Source organism: Streptomyces sp. NPDC054841, assembly GCF_053611045.1.
Genome location: NZ_JBSGZO010000131.1, coordinates 1 through 18,884, shown reverse-complemented (window position 1 = coordinate 18,884; position 18,884 = coordinate 1). Strand labels below are relative to the sequence as shown.

The window sequence follows — 18,884 nt, the reverse complement described above, 5'->3', positions numbered from 1 at the left end:
CCGAAACGGGCCTGGCAGAAACTGTCGGCAGGCGCGGGAGCCAAGGGCAACCGCTTCTATGACTGGGCCGTCATCGACCTGGCCGAGCCCGGCCCTGGCCACCGGCAGCTGCTGATCCGCCGCAACCGCCGCACCGGTGAGCTGGCCTACTACCGCTGCTACTCCATCTCACGGGTCCCGCTCGCCACCCTGGTCAGGGTTGCCGGATCACGGTGGCGGGTGGAGGAGACCTTCCAAACCGAGAAAGGGGCTGGCCGGCCTGGACGAGCACCAGCTCCGCCGCTACCCCTCCTGGGCCCGCTGGGTCACCCTCGCCATGCTCGCCCACGCCTTCCTCGCCGTCGTCCGCGCCGACGAACACACCCGCCCGGCCTCCGACGACCTCATTCCGCTGACCTGCAACGAGATCCAGCACCTGTTCATCGCGCTCGTCGTCCAGCCGCTGTCCAACGCGGCCCACCGCCTCAGCTGGTCCGAGTGGAGACGACGTCATCAAGCCCGATCACGCACCAGTCACTACCGGCGACAAGCCGCAACTCAGGCATGAAGATCACGATCTACAGCTGGAGTATTAGCCGCAGAGTTGCTTGAGGAAGTCCGTCACGAACTTCTCGACCTCTGACCTCTGGGTCGTGTCCTGGACGTCGAGGCGATCCACGTAATGGATGCCTGCATGCTGGATCAGACGCTCCCGACTTTGTCATCAGATGCACGTCCCTTGTGGTGAGGCCCGTCAATCTCGATCACGCCAGCGCGCCCTCGGTAGGTCATGAGCAGGTCCGGCTCATAGGTGTGGCCACGGACTCTCATGGCACCGAGCGGCATGATCCCGATGGTGTCGTTGTCCGGCAGGGTTGCTTTACAGCTGCGGGCAGCATGCGCTACCAACTGACCTAGTGCCCCTCCCGGCAAGCTTTGCCCTGTCGCGCCGCCCGGCACGCACCCTCGCTGCGTTGGCCAAAAGCCCTGGTAGCTCCGCTACAAGCACTTCCGGCCGCCTTGCGATGGCACGCACCGGACGACGTTCCTTGACGGGCAAACATTGCCGGTCGCGGCACTAGATTCGGGACAGGTTGATGTCGCTGCTGATGGACCAGGTGTGGACCGGAACCTTGCCCGAGAGGGCGATAGGCGCCCGAACGTCCAGGTCAGCAGGCATGACCGGGTTGAGAACAGCCCTCTTGAAAACCGTCGTGGCGCGAGTCACCGTGGGTTCAAATCCCACACCCACCGCATGTGAACGGCCCCTGACCAGCCAACTCGGCCAGGGGCCGTTCTCATGAGCGTTGCCTGCCGGCGACCGCTGTTCAGCTCGTTGTACGCGCGCGCTGGTCGCCGCTGAACGCGACCGTGCCCGTGACCTTCAGGGCGCCGCCGCTGCCGTCCGCGGGCGTGCCGGTGAGCTCCCAGGTGTAGGTGCCGTCGTTGACGTACCGGCCGTCGCTGGTCCGGCCGTCCCACGAGAACGAGACGGCGGCGGCGTACTCCTCGGCCGAGCCCGTGAACACCGTGCGCCCGGTCTTGTTCCGGACCGTCACCTGGGCGTCGGTGACGGGCTTGGACAGCTGCCAGTCCGCGTCCCACACGGCGTCGGTGGCGGACTTGAGGTCCACGGACTGATCGACCCGCGACTCGATCCCGGCCACGGGGGAGGTGGCGACGCCCGAGTCGATCACGGTGATCCGGGCGCTCTTCTCCTTGGCGTACGCGAGCGCGCCGCCGAAGCGGTCGACCTCCACGAGCGGGCCCGTGCTCTGGGACGTGAACGCCTCGATGGTGCGCGGCGCGTCCTCGAGCGGGGTCAGGTTGAGCTGGCCGCGGTCCCAGTCGTACGCCACCACGTAGCCGTCGCCGAGGGTGCCGCGCGGGGACCACGACGACTGCTGGGTCTGCGTGTTGTAGACGCCGTGGCCGGAGCTGACCGACCCCGAGGGGTAGCAGTCCCAGTACACCCACGGTCCGGCGGTCTGCAGCTGCTGCGGCAGACAGCCGTTGTCAGTGATCGCCTCCGTGGCCGTCGTCTCACCGGACTTGAGATCGACGGCCTGGAGCGTGCCCTCCGAGTCGCCGGGCATCCACAGCTTGGTGCCCCATACCGCGAGACCGCCCTGGCCCTGGCGGACCCGGACCACCTTCGGCCCGCCGGACGCGTCCAGGTCGACGACGTACTGCCGGTCCTCCAGGCCGCGTCCGCTGTCGCCGAACACCACGTAGCGGCCGGAGGCCGACCGCACGGCCGAGTAGTGGTCGGAGCCCGTCGGCATCTTCTCGCCGCTCTGCGGGTCCACGGCGGGCACGACGGTCTTCGTGCCGTCCACCGCCAGTACGACGAGCACCTGGGCGCCGTCCGCGTCGGTCGTGGCGACGACGGTACGGCCGTCTCCGGTACCGACCGGCTGCCGCGAGTCGTACACGCGCTGCGCCGCCTCACCGGTGGTCTGCGCGTCCGGCCGTGCGAGCAGCGACCGCTCGCCCGCCGACGGGGCGGCGCCGAGGGTGATCTGCCGCTGGAACAGCGCCGGCAGGTACGTGGTGTCGGACTCGGCCGTGACCAGATGCCCGGCCGTGAGCGACACCCGCGTGAGCTTCCCCTCCTTGGGCGCCACCTGGCGCACCGTACGCAGCACGGGCGCCCCGTCGTCGCCGACGGACACCCGGCGCACCGCCCAGTCCCCGGCCGAGGCGCCGCCGGTGACGGCAACGCCGCCGCCCGGGACCTGCGCCATACGCCAACCGGCGTGCTCCAGCAGGGTCTTGGGCGCGCCGCCGGCGATCGGCAGGGCGGTGAGCGGGGCGCCCTGGCGGGCCAGGAAGTCGCCCGCGCTCTGGTCGGACTGACGCGTGGTCAGCAGCCAGTCGCCGACGAGCCCGAGCCGCGGGGTGCCCTCACCGTCCGAGCCGAGCTCGACCTTGGTGTCGGCCGCCTCCGGGGTGGCGCGGGGCAGTACGCGGGCCGTGGTGTTGCCGCCCTCGGGCGAGTACCAGGCGACGTACGCGTCCGAGAACACGACCTGGGCGTTCGTTCCGGTGGCGCCCGGGAACACCGGGGTGACCTCGGCCGTCGCCAGGTCCAGCAGACCGACACCGCGGGTGCCGTCGGGCTGCGCGTACCAGATCGCCACCGAACGGTCGTCGCCGCCGAGCGTCATGCCGTCTTCGGCGACCCAGCCGTTCAGCCCGGTGACGAGGGTGTCGGTGAGCTGTCCGTCCGCCATGCGCAGCACGTGCAGGACGTCCTTGTTGCCGTCCGCGTCGCGGGTGGCGGTGAGCACGGCGGAGCCGAAGACGCCACGGTAGAAGTGCCCGCTGGGCAGCGTGTACTTGGTGGTGGTGCCGGACTTCATGTCCTTGAGCTGCACCTGGTTCGGGAAGTCGTAGATCGCGACGACGTCCCCGCCGGTGACCGAGACGTGGCTCGCTCCGTCGATCGTGTTGACGTCGTCGGCCGGGGACGAGGCGGGCAGGTCGACCGGGGTACCGCCGTCCGGGGTCCAGCGGTAGTAGCCGAGCGCGCTCTGGTCCTTGACCTCCGTGCGCTCCACGACTCCGCCGGGCCCCGCGCCGTACAACGGGTTGGCGACCGGCTTGAAGCGGTCCGGGGCCGGGATCGTCAGCGAGGGGGTCTCGGCGTGGGCGTCCGACAGGAGGAAGGGCAGGGATCCGCCGGCGGCCGCGAGGGCCAGGGCGGTGGCAATTCCGCTGCGTACGAGCGGTCGTCGTCGGTTCGGTTTGTGGCGTGCGGTCACGCAGCACCTCCAAAAAGGCATGGGAAGAAGGCCGTTCGACGCGGACACTCGGGGGTCGACGCGGAACAGTCCTCCGGAAGGCGCCGCAACCTAACACAGCGGGCGGACAGGATTCGAACGAGTGCGCGAAACGGTTGTGAGTAGCCAAAAGGGACGTGCGTGAGATGCGAAAAGGCCCGGACGGCGAAGGCTGTCGAAGGCCGTCCGGGCCCTGAAACCGGGTGCCGATGGTCAGGCGTCGGCGTCGGCGTCGGCGTCGGTGTCGGTCGTCACCGGGACCGGGGTGAAGGTGACCGGCAGGTGCTGGGGGCCGCGGAGGCCGCCGAGGCGCCAGCGCAGTTCGCCGGGGGGCACGGCGAGGGCGAGGCCGGGAAGGCGGCGCAGGACGGTGTCGATGGCGATCTGGCCCTCCAGCCGGGCCAGCGGTGCTCCCAGGCAGTAGTGGATGCCGTGTCCGAAGGCGAGGTGGGCGTTGTCCTGCCGGGTGATGTCCAGGCGGTCGGGGTCGGGGAACCGGGACGGGTCGCGGTCGGCGATGGCGGACGCGATCAGCACGGTCGCGCCGCGCGGGATGGTGACGCCCGCGATGATGACGTCCTCGCGCGCGAAACGGGCGATGCCGGGGCTGACCGGCCCGTCGTAGCGGAGGAACTCCTCGATCGCGCCCGGCATCAGTTCCGGATCGTCCCGCAGCATTTCCAGCTGGCCGGGGTTGGCGAGCAGCGTGGCGACGCCGCCGCCGATCAGGTTGACCGTGGTGATGTATCCCGCCACGAGCAGCAGGAACACCATGGCGATCAGTTCGTCCTCGACCAGCCGCTGCTCCTCGTCCCGGGCGGTGATCAGCGCGCTGAGCAGGTCGTCCCCGGGCCGGGCTCGTTTGGCTTCCAGCAGCTTGGTCAGGTACGAGCGCATGTGCTGCCAGGCCTCGTCCACCACGGCCGGGTCGGGCAGCTGCGCCCCTCGCATGATCATCTGGTCGGTCCACCGCTGGAAGTCGTGCCGGTCGTCCACGGGCACGCCGAGCAGTTCGCTGATCACGGTGACCGGGAGGGGCAGCGCGAAGTCCGCGACGAGGTCGGCGCGGCCGGTGGGCGCGATCGCGTCGAGCAGGCGGTCGGTGATCTCCTGGACGCGGGGCCGCAGCTCGGCCACCCTCCGCGCGGTGAACGCCTTCGAGACCAGGCGGCGCAGGCGGGTGTGGTCGGGCGGGTCGGAGCGGAGCATGTTGCTCACCATGGACTCGCGCTCCGTCGCGGGCAGCGACTCCATGAGCCGGGGATCCGACGCGTCGTGGATGTCGCTGCTCAGCCGCGGGTCGGACAGCGCCGCGAGGCCGTCGTCGTACCGCGTGACCAGCCAGGCTTCCAGGCCGCCGGCGATGACGGCGCGGCGCACCGGGCCTTCCTCGCGCAGCTGTCGGTAGAGCGGGAAGGGGTCGGCGACGAAGGCCGGGTCGGCGTAGGGCAGAAGGACCGGTTGCTGGCTCATCGTGCCTCCCGAAGTGCGTCGCGACGCCTGAAGTGCGTCGCGAACGCTTGACGTGCATGGCGAACGGTTGACGTGCGTCGCGAGTCCTTGGGGTGCGTTGCGAACGCCTGACGTGCGTTGCGAACGCTTGGGGTGCGTTGCGAACGCTTGACGTGCGCGTCGCGAACTCTTGCGACGGATTGATCCGTAGTTGAGGGTATATGTCCCAGTGTGGTGGATCGCTGGATTTCACCGGAGGGAGCGGGTGCGATGGAGCGGACCACGTGCTGCGTGGTGGGTGGCGGCCCCGCCGGAATGGTCCTCGGCCTGCTGCTGGCCCGGGCCGGTGTCGCGGTCACCGTCCTGGAGAAGCACGGCGACTTCCTGCGCGACTTCCGCGGCGACACCGTGCATCCGTCCACGCTGGCGCTGCTGGACGACCTGGGGCTGGCCGAGCGGTTCGCCGGTCTGCCGCAGCGGCGGGTGACGACGGTCCAGCTGCCGCTCGGCCCGGACCGTTCGCTGGTCACCGTCGGAGACATCGGCGTGCTGCGCGGCCCGTACAACTACATCGCGATGGTGCCGCAGTGGGACCTGCTCAACCTCCTTGCCGACGAGGCCGGGCGGGAGCCTTCCTTCTCCGTGCGGATGAGCACCGAGGCGACCTCCTTCCTGGTGGAGCGAGGACGGGTCACCGGGGTGCGGTACCGCACCGCGGACGGCCGCACCGGTGAGCTACGGGCAACCCTCACCGTGGCCTGCGACGGCCGGAGCTCGCTGGCCCGGTCGCTGCCCGAACTGGGGCTGCGGAGTTTCACCTGCCCGATGGACGCCTGGTGGTTCCGGCTGCCGCGGCGGGAGGACGATCCGCACGGGCTGGTGGGAGGCGTCGGCGAACGCTTCTTCAGCGCCATGATCGACCGCGGGGACTACTGGCAGGTCGCCGCGCTGATCCAGAAGGGCACCGACGCCACGCGCCGCGCCGCCGGTCTCGATCGGTTCATGGCCGATTTCACGGCCGCCGTCCCATGGCTCGCGGACCGGGTGCACGCGCTGCGGTCGTGGGACGAGGTGAAACTCCTCGATGTCCGCCTCGACCGCCTCCGGCGCTGGCACCGCCCGGGTCTGCTGTGCATCGGGGATGCGGCGCACGCGATGTCGCCGGTCTTCGGCATCGGCATCAACCTCGCCGTGGAGGACGCCGTGGCCGCCGCCCGGTATCTCGTCGAACCGTTGCGCGAAGGCGCGGTCGGTCTGCGGGACGTACGCGCCGTCCAGCGCCGTCGCTGGCCGACCACGGTCGTGACGCAGGCGCTGCAGCGGACCGCCCACGCGCGGGTCATCGAACCGCTGCTGACGGGCCGCCCGCCGTTCGGCAACCCTGCGCGGGCGCAGCGGGTGACCGAGCTGCTCACCACCTCGCGATGGCTGAACCGGGTGCCGGCGTACTTCATCGCTTACGGCGCCGTACGCGAACGTCCGCCGGCGGCGTCGGTGCGGTGACCGTTCGCCGGTGCGGTGACCGTTCGGCCGTACGGTGACCATGTGTCTCTGCGGTGACCATGTGTCTGTGCGGTGAGGCTCGCGTCTGTGCGGTGAGGCTCGCGTCTGTGCGGTGAGCCGCACCGCACTCTCAGTCCGCGACCGCCTCGCAAAAGGGCGCCCCCCGCTGCCGGGGAGCGCCCTTCCTCACGTACATGAGGTGCCTCACGTGCCTCACGTACGCGAGGTATGGCTCACGTACCTGAGGGGTGGTGCGTCAGGAGGCGGAGCCTGCCTTGCGGCGGCGCAGCACGACGACGGTGCCCGCGCCGAGCGCCACGGCTGCTCCGGCCGCCGCGGCGAGCTGCGGCAGTGCCGAGGCGGAGCCCGTGTCGGCCAGGCTGCCGGTGGTGGAGTTGAGCGGCTGGGTGGACGTGGTCTGCGTCTGCGTGCCCGAGGTGCCCGGTGTGGTCTTGCCGGGCTTGGCGTCGTCGGCCTTGCCCGGCTTGGTGCCGGCGGCCAGCAGCTCGAAGGAGTACTCGGTGAAGTCGTTCCCGCCGCAGGAGCCGTCGTTGTTGACGTAGTCACCGGCGAAGAAGGCGAGACCCTCACCGGCCGGTACCTTGCCGTCGACCTTCAGGCGCAGCTTGACGTCGGCGTGGGCGCCGGCCTTCAGTGGGCTGATGGAACCGGCGTAGCTGTCGTCCTCAACCGTCTTCCAGGTGGGGGAGGCGGCGGTGGACCACTGCAGGCTGAAGGCGTTGTCGGTGACGTTGTAGCCGCTCTTGTCCGTCGCGTGGAAGTAGGCGAACGGCAGGACCTTGTCGAGCGTCTTGTCGGTCCCGTTGGTCACCCGGAGCGAGAAGTCGACCGTGGAGCCGGCGACGATCTTGGAAGGCAGGCCGTCGGCGACGGTGGTGAGCTCGCTCTCGTACGAGCAGTCGCCCTCCTCGCCCCCGTCTCCCTCGCCTTCTTCCTCCTTGGCGTCGGCGAGCGCCTTGTCGGCCGCGTTCTTCGCTTTCAGGGCCTCGGCCGTGGCCTTCTTCGCCTTGGTCAGCGCCTGAAGTGCGGCGATGCGGGCGTCGTCCGCGGCGGTCCGGGCCTTCTCCGCCTTGTCGTCGGCCGCGATCTTGTTGGTTCTGGCGGTCGTGGCGGCGGCCTCGGCATCCGCCACCGCCTTCTCGGCGGCGGCCTTCTCCTCGGTGGCGGTCTCGGGCAGTGCGGCGAGCGCGGCCTTCGCGCCGGCGAGCGCGTTCTCGGCGTTCGCCAGGGCGGTCGCGGCGTCGGCCGCCTCCTGCGCGGCGGCCTTGGCCGCAACGGTGAGGAGCGCGTCGTCCGAGAAGGCGGCATCCACGGCCTTCTGCGCGGCCTGCTCGGCGGCCACGGCATCGTCGTACGCCTTCTGCGCCTGCTCGGCGGCCTTCTCCAGCTCTTCGACGGAGGAGGTGCCGGCTCGCGGCTTGCCGGTCCGGTCACCGGCCGGCGCGGCGGCCCGCTTCTCGCCGGCCTGCTTCTCGGCCTGCTTCTCGGCCTGCGCGGTGGCCGGAGTGCTGTCGGCGAACGCAGGGGTGACGGAGAGCAGCACGGCTGGCGTGGTCACGGCAGCGGCGACGGTCGTGGCCAGAATGCGACGGAATGTCACGAGCACCCTTTTCTGGGATCCGAAAACGTGGGCCGGCCGCCGCGGTGTTCGTTCACGCGGCGCGACTGTGTGGCGATGGTGATGATCGTGATGATCGCGGTGATCGTATGACCGCGATGTGCAGGGAAGGAAGCAAGTTACGTGGACGGCTGGGCAGGTGACGTCGGCTCAGGCCGATCCGCGGGGTGGGTGAAAGCGCCCAAGGCGGACAGTTGCCCTCGATTCCCGTGTTTCTCCTGTGAGGCATGTCACCGGAGTGCGGAAGATGGTGCTGCGCCTCGTACAACCGCCCGAAGCACGGTGCGCGTCCACAAGGCATGGAGAAGATCTGCGAGGGAGCACGGCAGCTCGTACGCTTCGGGCTGCTGCAGGCACGCTGCTGTGCGTTCGCGGTCGCGCTCGTCGGCGGAATCGCCGTGTCGGGGATGCTGCCCGAGCTTCCCGTCGCACGCTACGACCTGGTGCTGGTGTACGGGGTCGCGCTGGCCGTGGTGGCGCGATGGGTGGGCTGGGACAGCGCGCGGGACACCGTGGTGATCGCCGGATGCCATCTCGTCGGGCTGCTGTTCGAACTGGTCAAGGTGCAGCTCGGGTCGTGGAGTTACCCGGAGGACGCGGTCACGAAGGTCTTGGGCGTGCCGCTGTACGGCGGGTTCCTCTACGCGGCGGTGGGGAGTTACGTCTGCCGCGCCTGGCAGCTGCTGGATCTTCGTCTGACCGGCTACCGGCCGTCCGTGATGGCCTGGCTCGCGGGCGCCGTGTACGTGAACTTCTTCAGTCACCACTGGCTGCCGGACGCGCGCTGGGTGCTGGCCGCGGCGATGCTGTGTGCGACCGCCGGGACGTGGGTCGGCTACACCGTGGGCGCGCGGCGTTACCGTATGCCCCTCGCGCTCGGCTTCGTACTGATCGGCTTCTTCCTCTGGGTCGCGGAGAACGCGGCGACGTATGCCGGCGCGTGGAGCTACCCGGACCAGCTGGACGGCTGGCAGCCGGTTTCGGTCGCGAAGTTCGGGGCCTGGGCCCTGCTGATCAGTGTGACGTTTGTGATCGCCGAGCGGGCGAGGAGGCGTGGGGGACGGGAGTCCGGCGCGACAGGCGCGGTCAGCGGTTCGTGAGGCGCGCCGCCGACGCGATGGTGGCGCGTGCCTCGCGTTCGGTCAGGCCGGTGCGCACGGCGGCGTCGGTCAGCGCGTCCGCGAGGGAGTCGCCGATGCCGTTCTCGTACGCCCGGCAGGCGGCCCAGAACAGCCGGGTGTTGCGCTGCCCCTCGTTCGCGGCGAGCACGAATTGAACGAGGCCGAGGCCCTGGCCCCGCGGCGCGCGGGACTTCGCCGGGTGGTGGGGGCGCGCGGGGGGCGCGATCAGGTGCAGCAGGGCGCTGGGGCAGGGCGCGGGGGACAAGTTCGCCGAGCCGGGCGCAAGCTGGTACGCACCGTGCGCCGAGACCGACCCCGGACCGACGAGGTAGCCGCCGGCTCCCCTGATGTCGATACCGGGCGCGAGGCGGCTCGCCGAATTGGGGACGACGACGTCGGGCGGGCCGGTCAGCCACAGATGCCGCCCGCCGCTCGGCGTGATCACGGTGACCGTCTCCGGGACCGTGAACAGATGCTGGAGCGCCAGCTGACGCAGCGCCGCGACGGAGTCCGTGCCGCCCGTCGCTGCGGACTTGGTGTCGAGATCGACGCCGATCAGGTGGTGCGGTGGCCGGCCGCACGCGATTCCGTACCCCGTGGCCCAGGGCGCGGCGGCGAAGAGTGCCCGTACGGCGGCGGGGTCGGCGGTGGCGTCGTACACGCCGTGTCCGAGCAGTCCGCACTCGCCGCGGCAGAAGACCGGCTGCGGGTCGCGGCGGTGGGGTGAGGGGAGGGCGGGGAGCTTGGTGGCGGACAGGGGGATCACGGGGAGCCCGCGCTCGGCGGCGGAGAGAGCGTGGGCGAGGGCCAGGGTGACGCTGTGCCGGTCGGTGGTGGCCATGGCTCTATGCTCGTACGAGTGTTCGATTAAGGGAAGGGGGAGAGGGAGGGGATGGCGGAAAACGTGCCGGAACGCTTCTCCTGCCGCCGTGGGCGGTTCTGGCGGTACGGAGCGGCTTGAGCTGCGGATTCAAGGGCGTGGAGGGGGTTTATCGACATGTCCTCACGCTTGAGGAGGAATCGCGGCCTCCGGGGTGGTTCGCCGGGGATTCGGTGGGCAACTCTGGACTCGCGACGTCGTGAGAACGGCTCGAGGCGGTCGGCCAACCGCCCGGGTTTCAGCCGCAGTTCTGAACTTCCGGTGCACTTCTTGGTGCACTTCCAATTCCTGGAGGAATTGACATGGCAAGCATCCGTACCGCCCGCACCCTGGCTGCTGTCGCCGCGCTGCCCCTCGCCGCCGCTCTCTTCGCCGGTGTGGCGCACGCCGACAGCGGAGCCTTCGCGGACGACGGATCGAACGCGGCCGTGGCCGTGATCAGTGGCAGCGGTGTGGGCAACGACAACCTGGGCAACTCGACGACCACCCAGCAGGTGGCCACCGGTTCAGGAGCCTCGAACGAGAACAACACGGCGAGCGTGAACGGCTCGGGCTTCACGGCGATCGACCAATCGGACGACAACGTCGCGGTGAACTTCTTCGAGCTCTGGTGAGCTGCGGCCCGAGGGGGCCTGGCTGAGGGGTGAGCAGGGGTGAACAACGGCCTGTGCGGCGGTGCTACGGCATCGGCGTACAGGCCGTTCCCCGTTCTCTGTCCATCGAGGGCACCCGGACTTCGTCCCGGACTTCGTCCCGGACTTCGTTCCCGGCTTCCTCGCGGGCTTCCTTGCGGGCTTCCTCGCGGGCGGGCACCCGGGCGGCGCCGGCGAGGCCTCGGCCGTGTTCCTGACCTTGACAGCCGCAACGTATCTGACGGACAGTCAGAAACCTGCAGAGTCGGGTCCCGACAGTCGAGAACCCCTCACCAGCCCTCACTCCTGCGCCGCCCGGGAGGCCGCCGCCGTGCACTTTGCCCCGACAGAGCGCCAGCAGCGGCTGCGCGCCGAACTCCGTTCGTACTTCCGCGAGCTGATGCCGGGCGGGCCGCCGGCCGCCGAGGACACGATGGAGCAGCGCCGGCTGCTGCGGCGGATCGGCGCCGACGGGCTGCTCGGGCTCGGCTGGCCCGTCGAATACGGCGGTCAGGGGCGTGGGGCGGACGAGCAGTTCGTCTTCTTCGACGAGGCGTACCGCGCGGGCGCGCCCGTCTCCATGGTCACGCTGAACACCGTCGGCCCGACCCTGATGAAGTACGGGACCGAGGAGCAGAAGTCCTTCTTCCTGCCGCGGATCCTGTGCGGCGAGGTCGTCTTCGCGATCGGGTACAGCGAGCCCGAGGCCGGTACGGATCTCGCCTCGCTGCGGACGAAGGCGGTGCGGGCAGGTGGTGCGGCCGACGCCGAGGCGGGCCGGGAAGCTGGGGGTGAGTCGGTCGGGGGCGCGGGCCGTGGGCCGGTCGGGGGCGCGGAAGACGGGCCGGTCGGGGATGCGGAAGACCGGCCGGCCGGGGGCGCGGGCCGCGAGGCAGGCGGCTGGCTGATCGACGGGCAGAAGATCTTCACCTCGAACGCCCAGAACGCCGACTGGATCTGGCTCGCCTGCCGTACGGATCCGCAGGCGCCCAAGCACAAGGGCATCTCGATCATCCTGGTGCCGACGGACGCGCCGGGCTTCTCCTGGACGCCGATCGAGACGGTCGGCGGGCTGACGACGACGTCGACGTACTACGACGCGGTACGCGTGCCCGCCGCGAATCTGGTCGGTGAGGAGAACGGCGGCTGGGGTCTGATCACCAACCAGCTGAACCATGAGCGGGTCGCGCTCGCGGCGATCGGCATGCAGGCCGAGGACTTCGCCGCGGCGGCGCTGGAGCACGCCCGTACCCCCGATCCAGTGACGGGCAGGCGACCGGTTGACGAGCCGTGGGTGCGATCCAGGCTCGCCGAAGTGCATGCCCGACTTGCTGCAACGCGCCTGCTCAACTGGCGTTTGGTGGGGGATGTGGGGGCCGGTCGACTGGCCCCCGGCGATGCGAGCGGCGTGAAGTTCATGGGAACCGAATCGGCCGTCGAGGTGTATCGAATGTGCCAGGAAATCACGGGGGAGGCGGGACTGGTGAGGGCCGGTTCACCGGGAGTCTTCGGCGACGGGGAGCTGGAGCGGATGAACCGGGCGGCGCAGATCAACACCTTCGGGGGCGGGGTGAGCGAGGTGCAGCGGGAGATCGTCGCGACGATGCGGCTCGGGATGCGGAGGGGGAAGCGGTGAACACGGATTCGGATGACCTGTACATGCGGCTGAAGGAGTACGAGGGGCGGCGGGTCGCGGCCAGGGCAGGCACGGGCAAGGACCGGGTCAACGAGCCGATGATCAGGCACTGGTGCGAGGCGATGGGCGACACGAACCCGGCCTACGCGGGACCGGACGCGATCGCCCCGCCGACGATGCTCCAGGCCTGGACGATGGGCGGACTTTCAGGGCACTCGGACCGCTCGGGCGCGTACGACGAGCTGTCCGCGCTGCTCGACGGCGCCGGGTTCACGTCTGTGGTGGCGACCGACTGCGAGCAGGAGTATCTGAGACCGCTGCGGCCGGGCGACCGGATCACCTACGACTCGGTGATCGAGTCGGTGTCGCCGCGCAAGACGACCAAGCTGGGGACGGGGCACTTCGTCACGACCAGGATGGACATCCACGCGGACGGGGAGCTCGCGGGGACGCACCGCTTCCGCATCCTCAAGTACACACCGGCCGCCGCACGCAAGCCCAAGGCCCGACGGCCCCGCCCGGTGATCAACCGGGACAACGCCGGATTCTGGGACGGCGTCGCCGAGCACAAGCTGCTGATACAGCGCTGCGAAGGGTGCGGGACGCTCCGCTTCCCCTGGCTGCCGGGGTGCGGCTCGTGCGGTTCGGCGCAGTGGGATACGGTCGAGGCGGGCGGAGACGGGACCGTCTACTCGTACGTGGTGATGCACCACCCGCCCTTCCCGGCCTTCACCGTGTCCGGTCATGCGGCCGACTCGGCGGGTCCTGACTCGGCGGGTCCTGAGGCGGCGGGTCCATACGCGGTGGGGCTCATCGAGCTCGCCGAAGGTGTGCGGATCGTCAGCAACGTGACCGGGGTGCCGTACGACAAGGTGCGGATCGGGATGCCGGTCCGGCTCGAGTTCCTGCGGGTCGACGAGGAGCTGGAGCTGCCGGTGTTCCGGGGGAGCGAGGGCTGAGGCATGGACTTCGCACCCACGGAGGAGCAGGCCACGGCCCGCGATCTCGCCGCGACGATCTTCGGAGACCTGTCCACGCATGAGCGGCTCGTCACCACCGGGGCCGGTACCGGAACCGACGCCGAGCTGTGGAAGGCGCTGTGCGCGGCCGGGCTGACCGCGGCCGTCGAGGACATCGGGCTGCTCGGCCTTGTGCTGCTGTTGGAGGAGCAGGGGCGCACGACCGCGCAGGTTCCCCTCGCGGCGAGCTGTGTCTACGGACTCCTTGCGCTGGTCCGGCACGGCACGGACGAGCAGCGGGCGCGGCTGCTGCCGGCCCTGCGGGAGGGGACGGCTGTCGCGACCGGCGGGTTCCCCGCGTGCGGTGCGGTGCGGGCCGCCGACGGGCGGCTGACCGGGACGGTCACCTGGGTGCCGTGGCTGAGGGACGCCACCCATGTGCTCGTGCCCGACGGCGAGCGGGCCCTGTGGCTGATACGGACGGCCGACGCGCAGACCGCACGGGTGGAGACCACCGCCCCCTGGGCGGCGGGCCGGCTCACGCTGGACGGCACGCCCGGCGAGCGGGTCGGCGACGACGGGGCGTACGAGGATGTGCTCGCCGCGGCCCGCACCGCCTTCGCCGGGCTCCAGGCGGGCGTGTGCGCGGGCTCCCTCGCCATGACCGTGGCGTACACGTCGACACGGGAGCAGTTCGGCCGCCCCCTCTCCACCAACCAGGCCGTACAGCTCCGCGCCGCCGACGCGTTCATGGACACGGAGGCGATCCGGGTCACCGCGTACGAGGCGGCCTGGCGGTACGACGAAGGCCTGCCGTGCGTCACGTACGCGCTGACCGCCGGCTGGTGGGCGTCCGAGGCGGGCAAGCGGGTCGTCCATACCGGACAGCATCTGCACGGCGGTCTCGGCGCCGACATCGACCACCCCGTCCACCGGCACTTCCTGTGGGGGCGCCAGCTCGACGCCTATCTGGGCAGCGGCTCCCAACTCCTGGATGAACTCGGCATGTTGCTCGCGAAGGAGGAGACGGCATGAGCGACGCGACACACAGTGGCCCGCACGTGGGCGAGGAACTGCCTCCGCTCACCATCCCCATCACCCGCACCCTGATCGTCGCGGGCGCCGTCGCCTCCCGGGACTATCAGGACGTGCACCATGACGCGGAGCTCGCGAAGGCGAAGGGCTCCCCGGACATCTTCATGAACATACTGACGACCAACGGCCTGGTGGGGCGGTTCATCACGGACCACTTCGGGCCGCGGTCCATGCTCCGCAAGGTGGCGATACGGCTCGGTGCGCCCAACTACCCCGGCGACACCATGACGTTGACCGGCACGGTCACCGAAGTGGACGGGGACACGGCGCAGGTGAGGGTCGTCGGGGCGAACGGGATCGGACACCACGTCACCGGCACGGTGACGGTGACCTGGGCAGTTCCGGAGGGGCGATCATGAGTGTGCGCAGGGCCGACACGCTCGGCGGCCGGGCGGCGGTCGTCGGGATCGGGGCGACCGAGTTCTCCAAGGACTCCGGGCGCAGCGAACTGAAGCTGGCCGTCGAAGCGGTCCGGGCCGCCCTCGACGACGCGGGACTCTCCCCCGCGGACGTCGACGGCATGGTCACCTTCACCATGGACACGAGCCCCGAGATCACCGTGGCGCAGGCGGCGGGCATCGGCGAGTTGTCGTTCTTCTCCCGGGTCCACTACGGCGGCGGCGCGGCCTGCGCCACCGTCCAGCAGGCCGCCCTCGCCGTCGCCATGGGGGTTGCCGAAGTCGTCGTCTGCTACCGCGCGTTCAACGAGCGCTCGGGCCGGAGGTTCGGCTCCGGTGTGCAGCAGCGGGAGCCGTCGGCGGAGGGCGCGGCGCTCGGCTGGAACATTCCGTTCGGGCTGCTCACCCCCGCCTCCTGGGTGGCGATGACGGCCCAGCGCTATCTCCACACCTATGGGCTGACCCCGGAGGCGTTCGGTCATGTCGCCGTGACGGACCGGCGTAATGCCGCCCGCAATCCCGCGGCGTACTTCCACGGGAAGCCGATCACCCTCGCCGATCACGCCGCCTCCCGGTGGATCGTCGAGCCGCTGCGGCTGCTGGACTGCTGCCAGGAGACCGACGGCGGCCAGGCCGTCGTCGTGACCTCTGTCGAGCGGGCCAGGGACCTGCCCCAGCCACCCGCCGTGATCGTCGCCGCGGCACAGGGCGCCGGCCGGGCGCAGGAACAGATGACCAGCTACTACCGCGACGGTCTCACCGGACTGCCCGAGATGGGCGTGGTCGCCCGCCAGCTCTGGCGGACCTCGGGACTGGCCCCGGGGGACATCGATGTGGGCATTCTCTACGACCACTTCACGCCGTTCGTGCTCATGCAACTGGAGGAGTTCGGCTTCTGCGGGTTGGGCGAGGCGGCGGACTTCGTGGCCGCGGACGCCCTTCCCCTCAACACGCATGGAGGCCAGTTGGGAGAGGCGTATCTGCACGGCATGAACGGCATCGCGGAAGCGGTCAGGCAGCTGCGCGGCACATCGGTGAACCAGATATCCGGCGCGGCCAGGAGCCTGGTCACGGCGGGTACGGGAGTTCCCACCTCCGGGCTGATCCTCGGCGCGGACGACTGAGGCAGGAGCGCCCAGGACGGACACCGGAGGTCCGAGGGCAGCTCGCCGAAGCGGACGAGCTCGCCGACCGAGCCCGCCGACCGAGCCCGCCGACCGGGTCGCCGACCCTGACGTGGAGGCCACGGCTCCTCCACCCAAAGGAGGTGGGGTCGGCCTCGCCCCTACAACCTGAGGCGGACCCGGTTTCGGGACCTGGGGCCGATCCCTGTGGGCAGGGGCCGCTCCTAGCGTGGAGCCATGACCACGCCAGTCTGCGCGACCGCTTCCAGGGCCGCCGCGCCGCCGCCCTCCTACCCGTCGTTCTCGTCGTACGTACGGGCGCGGGGGCCCGTGCTGCTGCGCACCGCCCGCTCCCTCACGGCGAACCCGAGCGACGCCGAGGACCTGCTGCAGACCGCGCTCACCAAGACGTATGTCGCCTGGGAGCGCATCGAGGACCACCGGGCGCTGGACGGCTACGTCCGCCGCGCACTGCTCAACACCCGTACGTCGCAGTGGCGCAAGCGCAAGGTCGACGAGTTCGCGTGCGACGAGCTTCCGGAGCCGTCCGGGGTGCCCGCCCCCGACCCGGCGGAGCAGCAGGTGCTGCACGACGCGATGTGGCGTGCCGTGATGAAGCTTCCGGACCGGCAGCGCGCCATGGTCGTCCTGCGGTACTACGAGGACCTCAGCGAGGCCCAGACGGCCGAGGTGCTCGGGGTCTCCGTCGGCACGGTCAAGAGCGCGGTCTCGCGGGCCCTCGGTAAGCTCCGCGAAGATCCGGAACTGTCCCCGGTGCGCTGACGGCCGGGCGCCGACAAGTTTTCGGCCTGGTTTTCGTACCCGGGGGTAGTGACATACCGAGTGGTATGTGCGCAGAATCTGCACACCCTTACTGCCGTGCGCCCACCGGGAGGACGCCGTGCTGAGCACCATGCAGGACGTACCACTGACCGTGACCCGCATCCTGAATCACGGGATGACCGTCCATGGATCGTCGCAGGTTACGACGTGGACCGGCGAGAGCGAGCCGCACCGCCGGAGTTACCGCGAGATCGGTGAGCGCTCGGCCCGGCTGGCGCACGCCCTCCGCGACGATCTCGGCGTCGTCGGAGACCAGCGGGTCGCGACCCTGATGTGGAACAACGCGGAGCACGTCGAGGCGTACTACGCCATCCCCTGCATGGGCGCCGTCCTGCACACCCTCAATCTGCGGCTGCCCGTCGAGCAGTTGGTCTACATCGTCAACCACGCCGCCGACCGCGTGGTCATCGTCAACGGCTCCCTGCTGCCGCTGCTCGCACCCCTGCTCCCGCAGCTGTCGACCGTCGAGCATGTCGTGGTCTCGGGCCCGGGCGACCGTTCCCTCCTCGACGGAGCGCAGGTCCAGGTGCACGAGTACGAGGAGTTGCTCGCCGGGAAGCCGACCGCGTACGACTGGCCGGAGCTGGACGAGAACACGGCCGCGGCCATGTGTTACACCTCCGGCACCACCGGCGACCCCAAGGGAGTCGTCTACTCCCACCGTTCGATCTATCTGCACTCCATGCAGGTCAACATGTCGGAGTCGATGGGTCTGACGGACGCCGACACCAGCCTTGTCGTCGTCCCGCAGTTCCACGTCAACGCCTGGGGCCTGCCGCACGCCGTGCTGATGACCGGCGTGAACATGCTCATGCCGGATCGCTTCCTTCAGCCCGCCCCGCTCGCCGAGATGATCGAGACCGAGCGCCCGACGCACGCGGCGGCCGTTCCCACGATCTGGCAGGGCCTCCTCGCCGAACTCTCGGCGAAGCCCCGCGATGTGAGCTCCCTCACCCAGGTGACCATCGGCGGCTCCGCCTGCCCGCCGTCGCTGATGGAGGCGTTCGACAAGCTGGGGATGCGCGTCTGTCACGCCTGGGGCATGACGGAGACCTCGCCGCTGGGCACGGTGGCCAGGCCGCCGGCCCACGCGGTCGGTACGGAGGCGGAGTTCGGGTACCGGCTCACCCAGGGCCGCTTCCCGGCCGGAGTCGAGGCCCGGCTGCGTGGCCCGGGCGGCGGGTTCCTGCCGTGGGACGGCGTGTCGGCCGGTGAGCTGGAGGTGCGCGGTCCGTGGATCGCGGGGGCGTACTACGGTGGCGCCTCGGGCGATGACCTCAAGCCCGTCGACAAGTTCAGCGAGGACGGCTGGCTGAAGACCGGTGACGTCGGCGTCATCGGCCCCGACGGCTTCCTGACGCTGACCGACCGGGCGAAGGACGTCATCAAGTCCGGTGGTGAGTGGATCTCCAGCGTCGAGCTGGAGAACGCGCTGATGTCACACCCGGAGATCGCGGAGGCGGCGGTCGTCGCCGTACCGGACGAGAAGTGGGGCGAGCGCCCGCTGGCCACGGTCGTGTTGAAGGAAGGCTCGACCGCCGACTACGCGTCGCTGAAGGACTTCCTCGCCGGGAAGATCGCGAAGTGGCAGCTGCCGGAGCGCTGGGCGATCATCCCGGCGGTGCCGAAGACGAGCGTCGGGAAGTTCGACAAGAAGGTGATCCGCAGGCAGTACGCGGAGGGCGAGCTGGACGTCACCGAACTGCGCTAGCGCCGGCCGAGGGCGATCCGCTCCCCCGCTCCTCCGGCTCTTCGCCCCTTCGACCCTTCGCACCTTCGCTCCTCCGTCCCTCGGGACAGCGGCAATCAGCGGCTCAGGAGCCGCGTCGGCCCCGCAG

Annotated in this window: 14 protein-coding genes and 1 pseudogene; 11 read left to right on the top strand and 4 right to left on the bottom strand. The window is 70.4% G+C overall.

Going from position 1 to position 18,884, the window contains the following annotated elements; translation table 11 throughout:
• A pseudogene (locus ACWGI8_RS19225) lies at positions 1-547 on the top strand (IS701 family transposase); the annotation flags it as partial.
• Between the two features lie 760 nt (positions 548-1,307).
• On the opposite strand, the gene ACWGI8_RS19220 reads toward ACWGI8_RS19225, so the two are convergent.
• On the bottom strand, positions 1,308-3,746 hold the full coding sequence (locus ACWGI8_RS19220; protein WP_453662369.1) for a FlgD immunoglobulin-like domain containing protein: 2,439 nt from the start codon (positions 3,744-3,746) through the stop codon (positions 1,308-1,310).
• Positions 3,747-3,977: 231 nt separating this feature from the next.
• The gene (locus tag ACWGI8_RS19215; protein WP_453662367.1) at positions 3,978-5,237 is read right to left on the bottom strand and encodes a cytochrome P450 family protein; all 1,260 of its coding nucleotides are present in this window, start codon (positions 5,235-5,237) and stop codon (positions 3,978-3,980) included.
• Positions 5,238-5,486: 249 nt separating this feature from the next.
• On the opposite strand from ACWGI8_RS19215, the gene ACWGI8_RS19210 reads away from it, so the two are divergent.
• Positions 5,487-6,719: an FAD-dependent oxidoreductase gene (locus ACWGI8_RS19210; protein ID WP_453662365.1), complete on the top strand. Its 1,233-nt coding sequence runs from the start codon at positions 5,487-5,489 to the stop codon at positions 6,717-6,719.
• Positions 6,720-6,975: 256 nt separating this feature from the next.
• Here the strand turns inward: ACWGI8_RS19210 and ACWGI8_RS19205 are convergent, their stop codons facing one another.
• Positions 6,976-8,340, bottom strand: coding sequence for a hypothetical protein (locus tag ACWGI8_RS19205; protein ID WP_453662363.1), 1,365 nt, complete (start codon positions 8,338-8,340; stop codon positions 6,976-6,978).
• Between the two features lie 317 nt (positions 8,341-8,657).
• Here ACWGI8_RS19205 and ACWGI8_RS19200 point away from each other — a divergent pair, with 317 nt between their 5' ends.
• Positions 8,658-9,458 carry a DUF817 domain-containing protein gene (locus ACWGI8_RS19200; protein ID WP_453662361.1) on the top strand — a complete coding sequence of 267 codons (801 nt, stop codon included), beginning with the start codon at positions 8,658-8,660 and terminating at the stop codon, positions 9,456-9,458.
• Here the strand turns inward: ACWGI8_RS19200 and ACWGI8_RS19195 are convergent.
• Positions 9,445-10,320 carry a bifunctional DNA primase/polymerase gene (locus ACWGI8_RS19195; RefSeq protein ID WP_453662359.1) on the bottom strand — a complete coding sequence of 292 codons (876 nt, stop codon included), beginning with the start codon at positions 10,318-10,320 and terminating at the stop codon, positions 9,445-9,447. The genes ACWGI8_RS19200 and ACWGI8_RS19195 overlap by 14 nt on opposite strands.
• 341 nt (positions 10,321-10,661) lie before the next feature.
• Here ACWGI8_RS19195 and ACWGI8_RS19190 point away from each other — a divergent pair, with 341 nt between their 5' ends.
• The 8 genes from ACWGI8_RS19190 to ACWGI8_RS19155 all read left to right on the top strand — a co-directional run bounded on the left by ACWGI8_RS19190 (position 10,662) and on the right by ACWGI8_RS19155 (position 18,757).
• A complete protein-coding gene (locus ACWGI8_RS19190) occupies positions 10,662-10,973 on the top strand; it encodes a hypothetical protein (protein WP_453662357.1) in 312 nt (103 codons plus the stop codon).
• A gap of 349 nt (positions 10,974-11,322) precedes the next feature.
• Positions 11,323-12,627 (top strand): acyl-CoA dehydrogenase family protein, encoded by a 1,305-nt coding sequence (locus tag ACWGI8_RS19185; protein WP_453662355.1) that lies wholly within the window; start codon positions 11,323-11,325, stop codon positions 12,625-12,627.
• Between the two features lie 23 nt (positions 12,628-12,650).
• The gene (locus ACWGI8_RS19180; protein WP_453662371.1) at positions 12,651-13,586 is read left to right on the top strand and encodes a bifunctional MaoC family dehydratase N-terminal/OB-fold nucleic acid binding domain-containing protein; all 936 of its coding nucleotides are present in this window, start codon (positions 12,651-12,653) and stop codon (positions 13,584-13,586) included.
• 3 nt (positions 13,587-13,589) lie between these two features.
• Positions 13,590-14,621, top strand: coding sequence for an acyl-CoA dehydrogenase family protein (locus tag ACWGI8_RS19175; RefSeq protein WP_453662353.1), 1,032 nt, complete (start codon positions 13,590-13,592; stop codon positions 14,619-14,621).
• On the top strand, positions 14,618-15,040 hold the full coding sequence (locus ACWGI8_RS19170; RefSeq protein ID WP_453662351.1) for a MaoC family dehydratase: 423 nt from the start codon (positions 14,618-14,620) through the stop codon (positions 15,038-15,040). Before ACWGI8_RS19175 ends, ACWGI8_RS19170 begins: the two co-directional genes overlap by 4 nt.
• A complete protein-coding gene (locus tag ACWGI8_RS19165; protein WP_453662349.1) occupies positions 15,037-16,203 on the top strand; it encodes a lipid-transfer protein in 1,167 nt (388 codons plus the stop codon). The genes ACWGI8_RS19170 and ACWGI8_RS19165 overlap by 4 nt, the downstream gene beginning before the upstream one ends.
• A gap of 237 nt (positions 16,204-16,440) precedes the next feature.
• On the top strand, positions 16,441-16,986 hold the full coding sequence (locus tag ACWGI8_RS19160; RefSeq protein ID WP_453662347.1) for a SigE family RNA polymerase sigma factor: 546 nt from the start codon (positions 16,441-16,443) through the stop codon (positions 16,984-16,986).
• Between the two features lie 118 nt (positions 16,987-17,104).
• Positions 17,105-18,757: a long-chain fatty acid--CoA ligase gene (locus tag ACWGI8_RS19155; RefSeq protein ID WP_453662345.1), complete on the top strand. Its 1,653-nt coding sequence runs from the start codon at positions 17,105-17,107 to the stop codon at positions 18,755-18,757.
• Positions 18,758-18,884 lie beyond the last annotated feature (127 nt).

What these genes read in the sequence shown, in the direction of transcription:
- ACWGI8_RS19160 (WP_453662347.1), top strand. Translation starts at nt 16,441, where the DNA reads ATGACCACGCCAGTCTGCGCGACCGCTTCCAGGGCCGCCGCGCCGCCG.
- ACWGI8_RS19165 (WP_453662349.1), top strand. Translation starts at nt 15,037, where the DNA reads ATGAGTGTGCGCAGGGCCGACACGCTCGGCGGCCGGGCGGCGGTCGTC.
- ACWGI8_RS19195 (WP_453662359.1), bottom strand. Translation starts at nt 10,320, where the DNA reads ATGGCCACCACCGACCGGCACAGCGTCACCCTGGCCCTCGCCCACGCT.
- ACWGI8_RS19170 (WP_453662351.1), top strand. Translation starts at nt 14,618, where the DNA reads ATGAGCGACGCGACACACAGTGGCCCGCACGTGGGCGAGGAACTGCCT.
- ACWGI8_RS19210 (WP_453662365.1), top strand. Translation starts at nt 5,487, where the DNA reads ATGGAGCGGACCACGTGCTGCGTGGTGGGTGGCGGCCCCGCCGGAATG.
- ACWGI8_RS19200 (WP_453662361.1), top strand. Translation starts at nt 8,658, where the DNA reads ATGGAGAAGATCTGCGAGGGAGCACGGCAGCTCGTACGCTTCGGGCTG.
- ACWGI8_RS19190 (WP_453662357.1), top strand. Translation starts at nt 10,662, where the DNA reads ATGGCAAGCATCCGTACCGCCCGCACCCTGGCTGCTGTCGCCGCGCTG.
- ACWGI8_RS19175 (WP_453662353.1), top strand. Translation starts at nt 13,590, where the DNA reads ATGGACTTCGCACCCACGGAGGAGCAGGCCACGGCCCGCGATCTCGCC.
- ACWGI8_RS19215 (WP_453662367.1), bottom strand. Translation starts at nt 5,237, where the DNA reads ATGAGCCAGCAACCGGTCCTTCTGCCCTACGCCGACCCGGCCTTCGTC.
- ACWGI8_RS19180 (WP_453662371.1), top strand. Translation starts at nt 12,651, where the DNA reads ATGCGGCTGAAGGAGTACGAGGGGCGGCGGGTCGCGGCCAGGGCAGGC.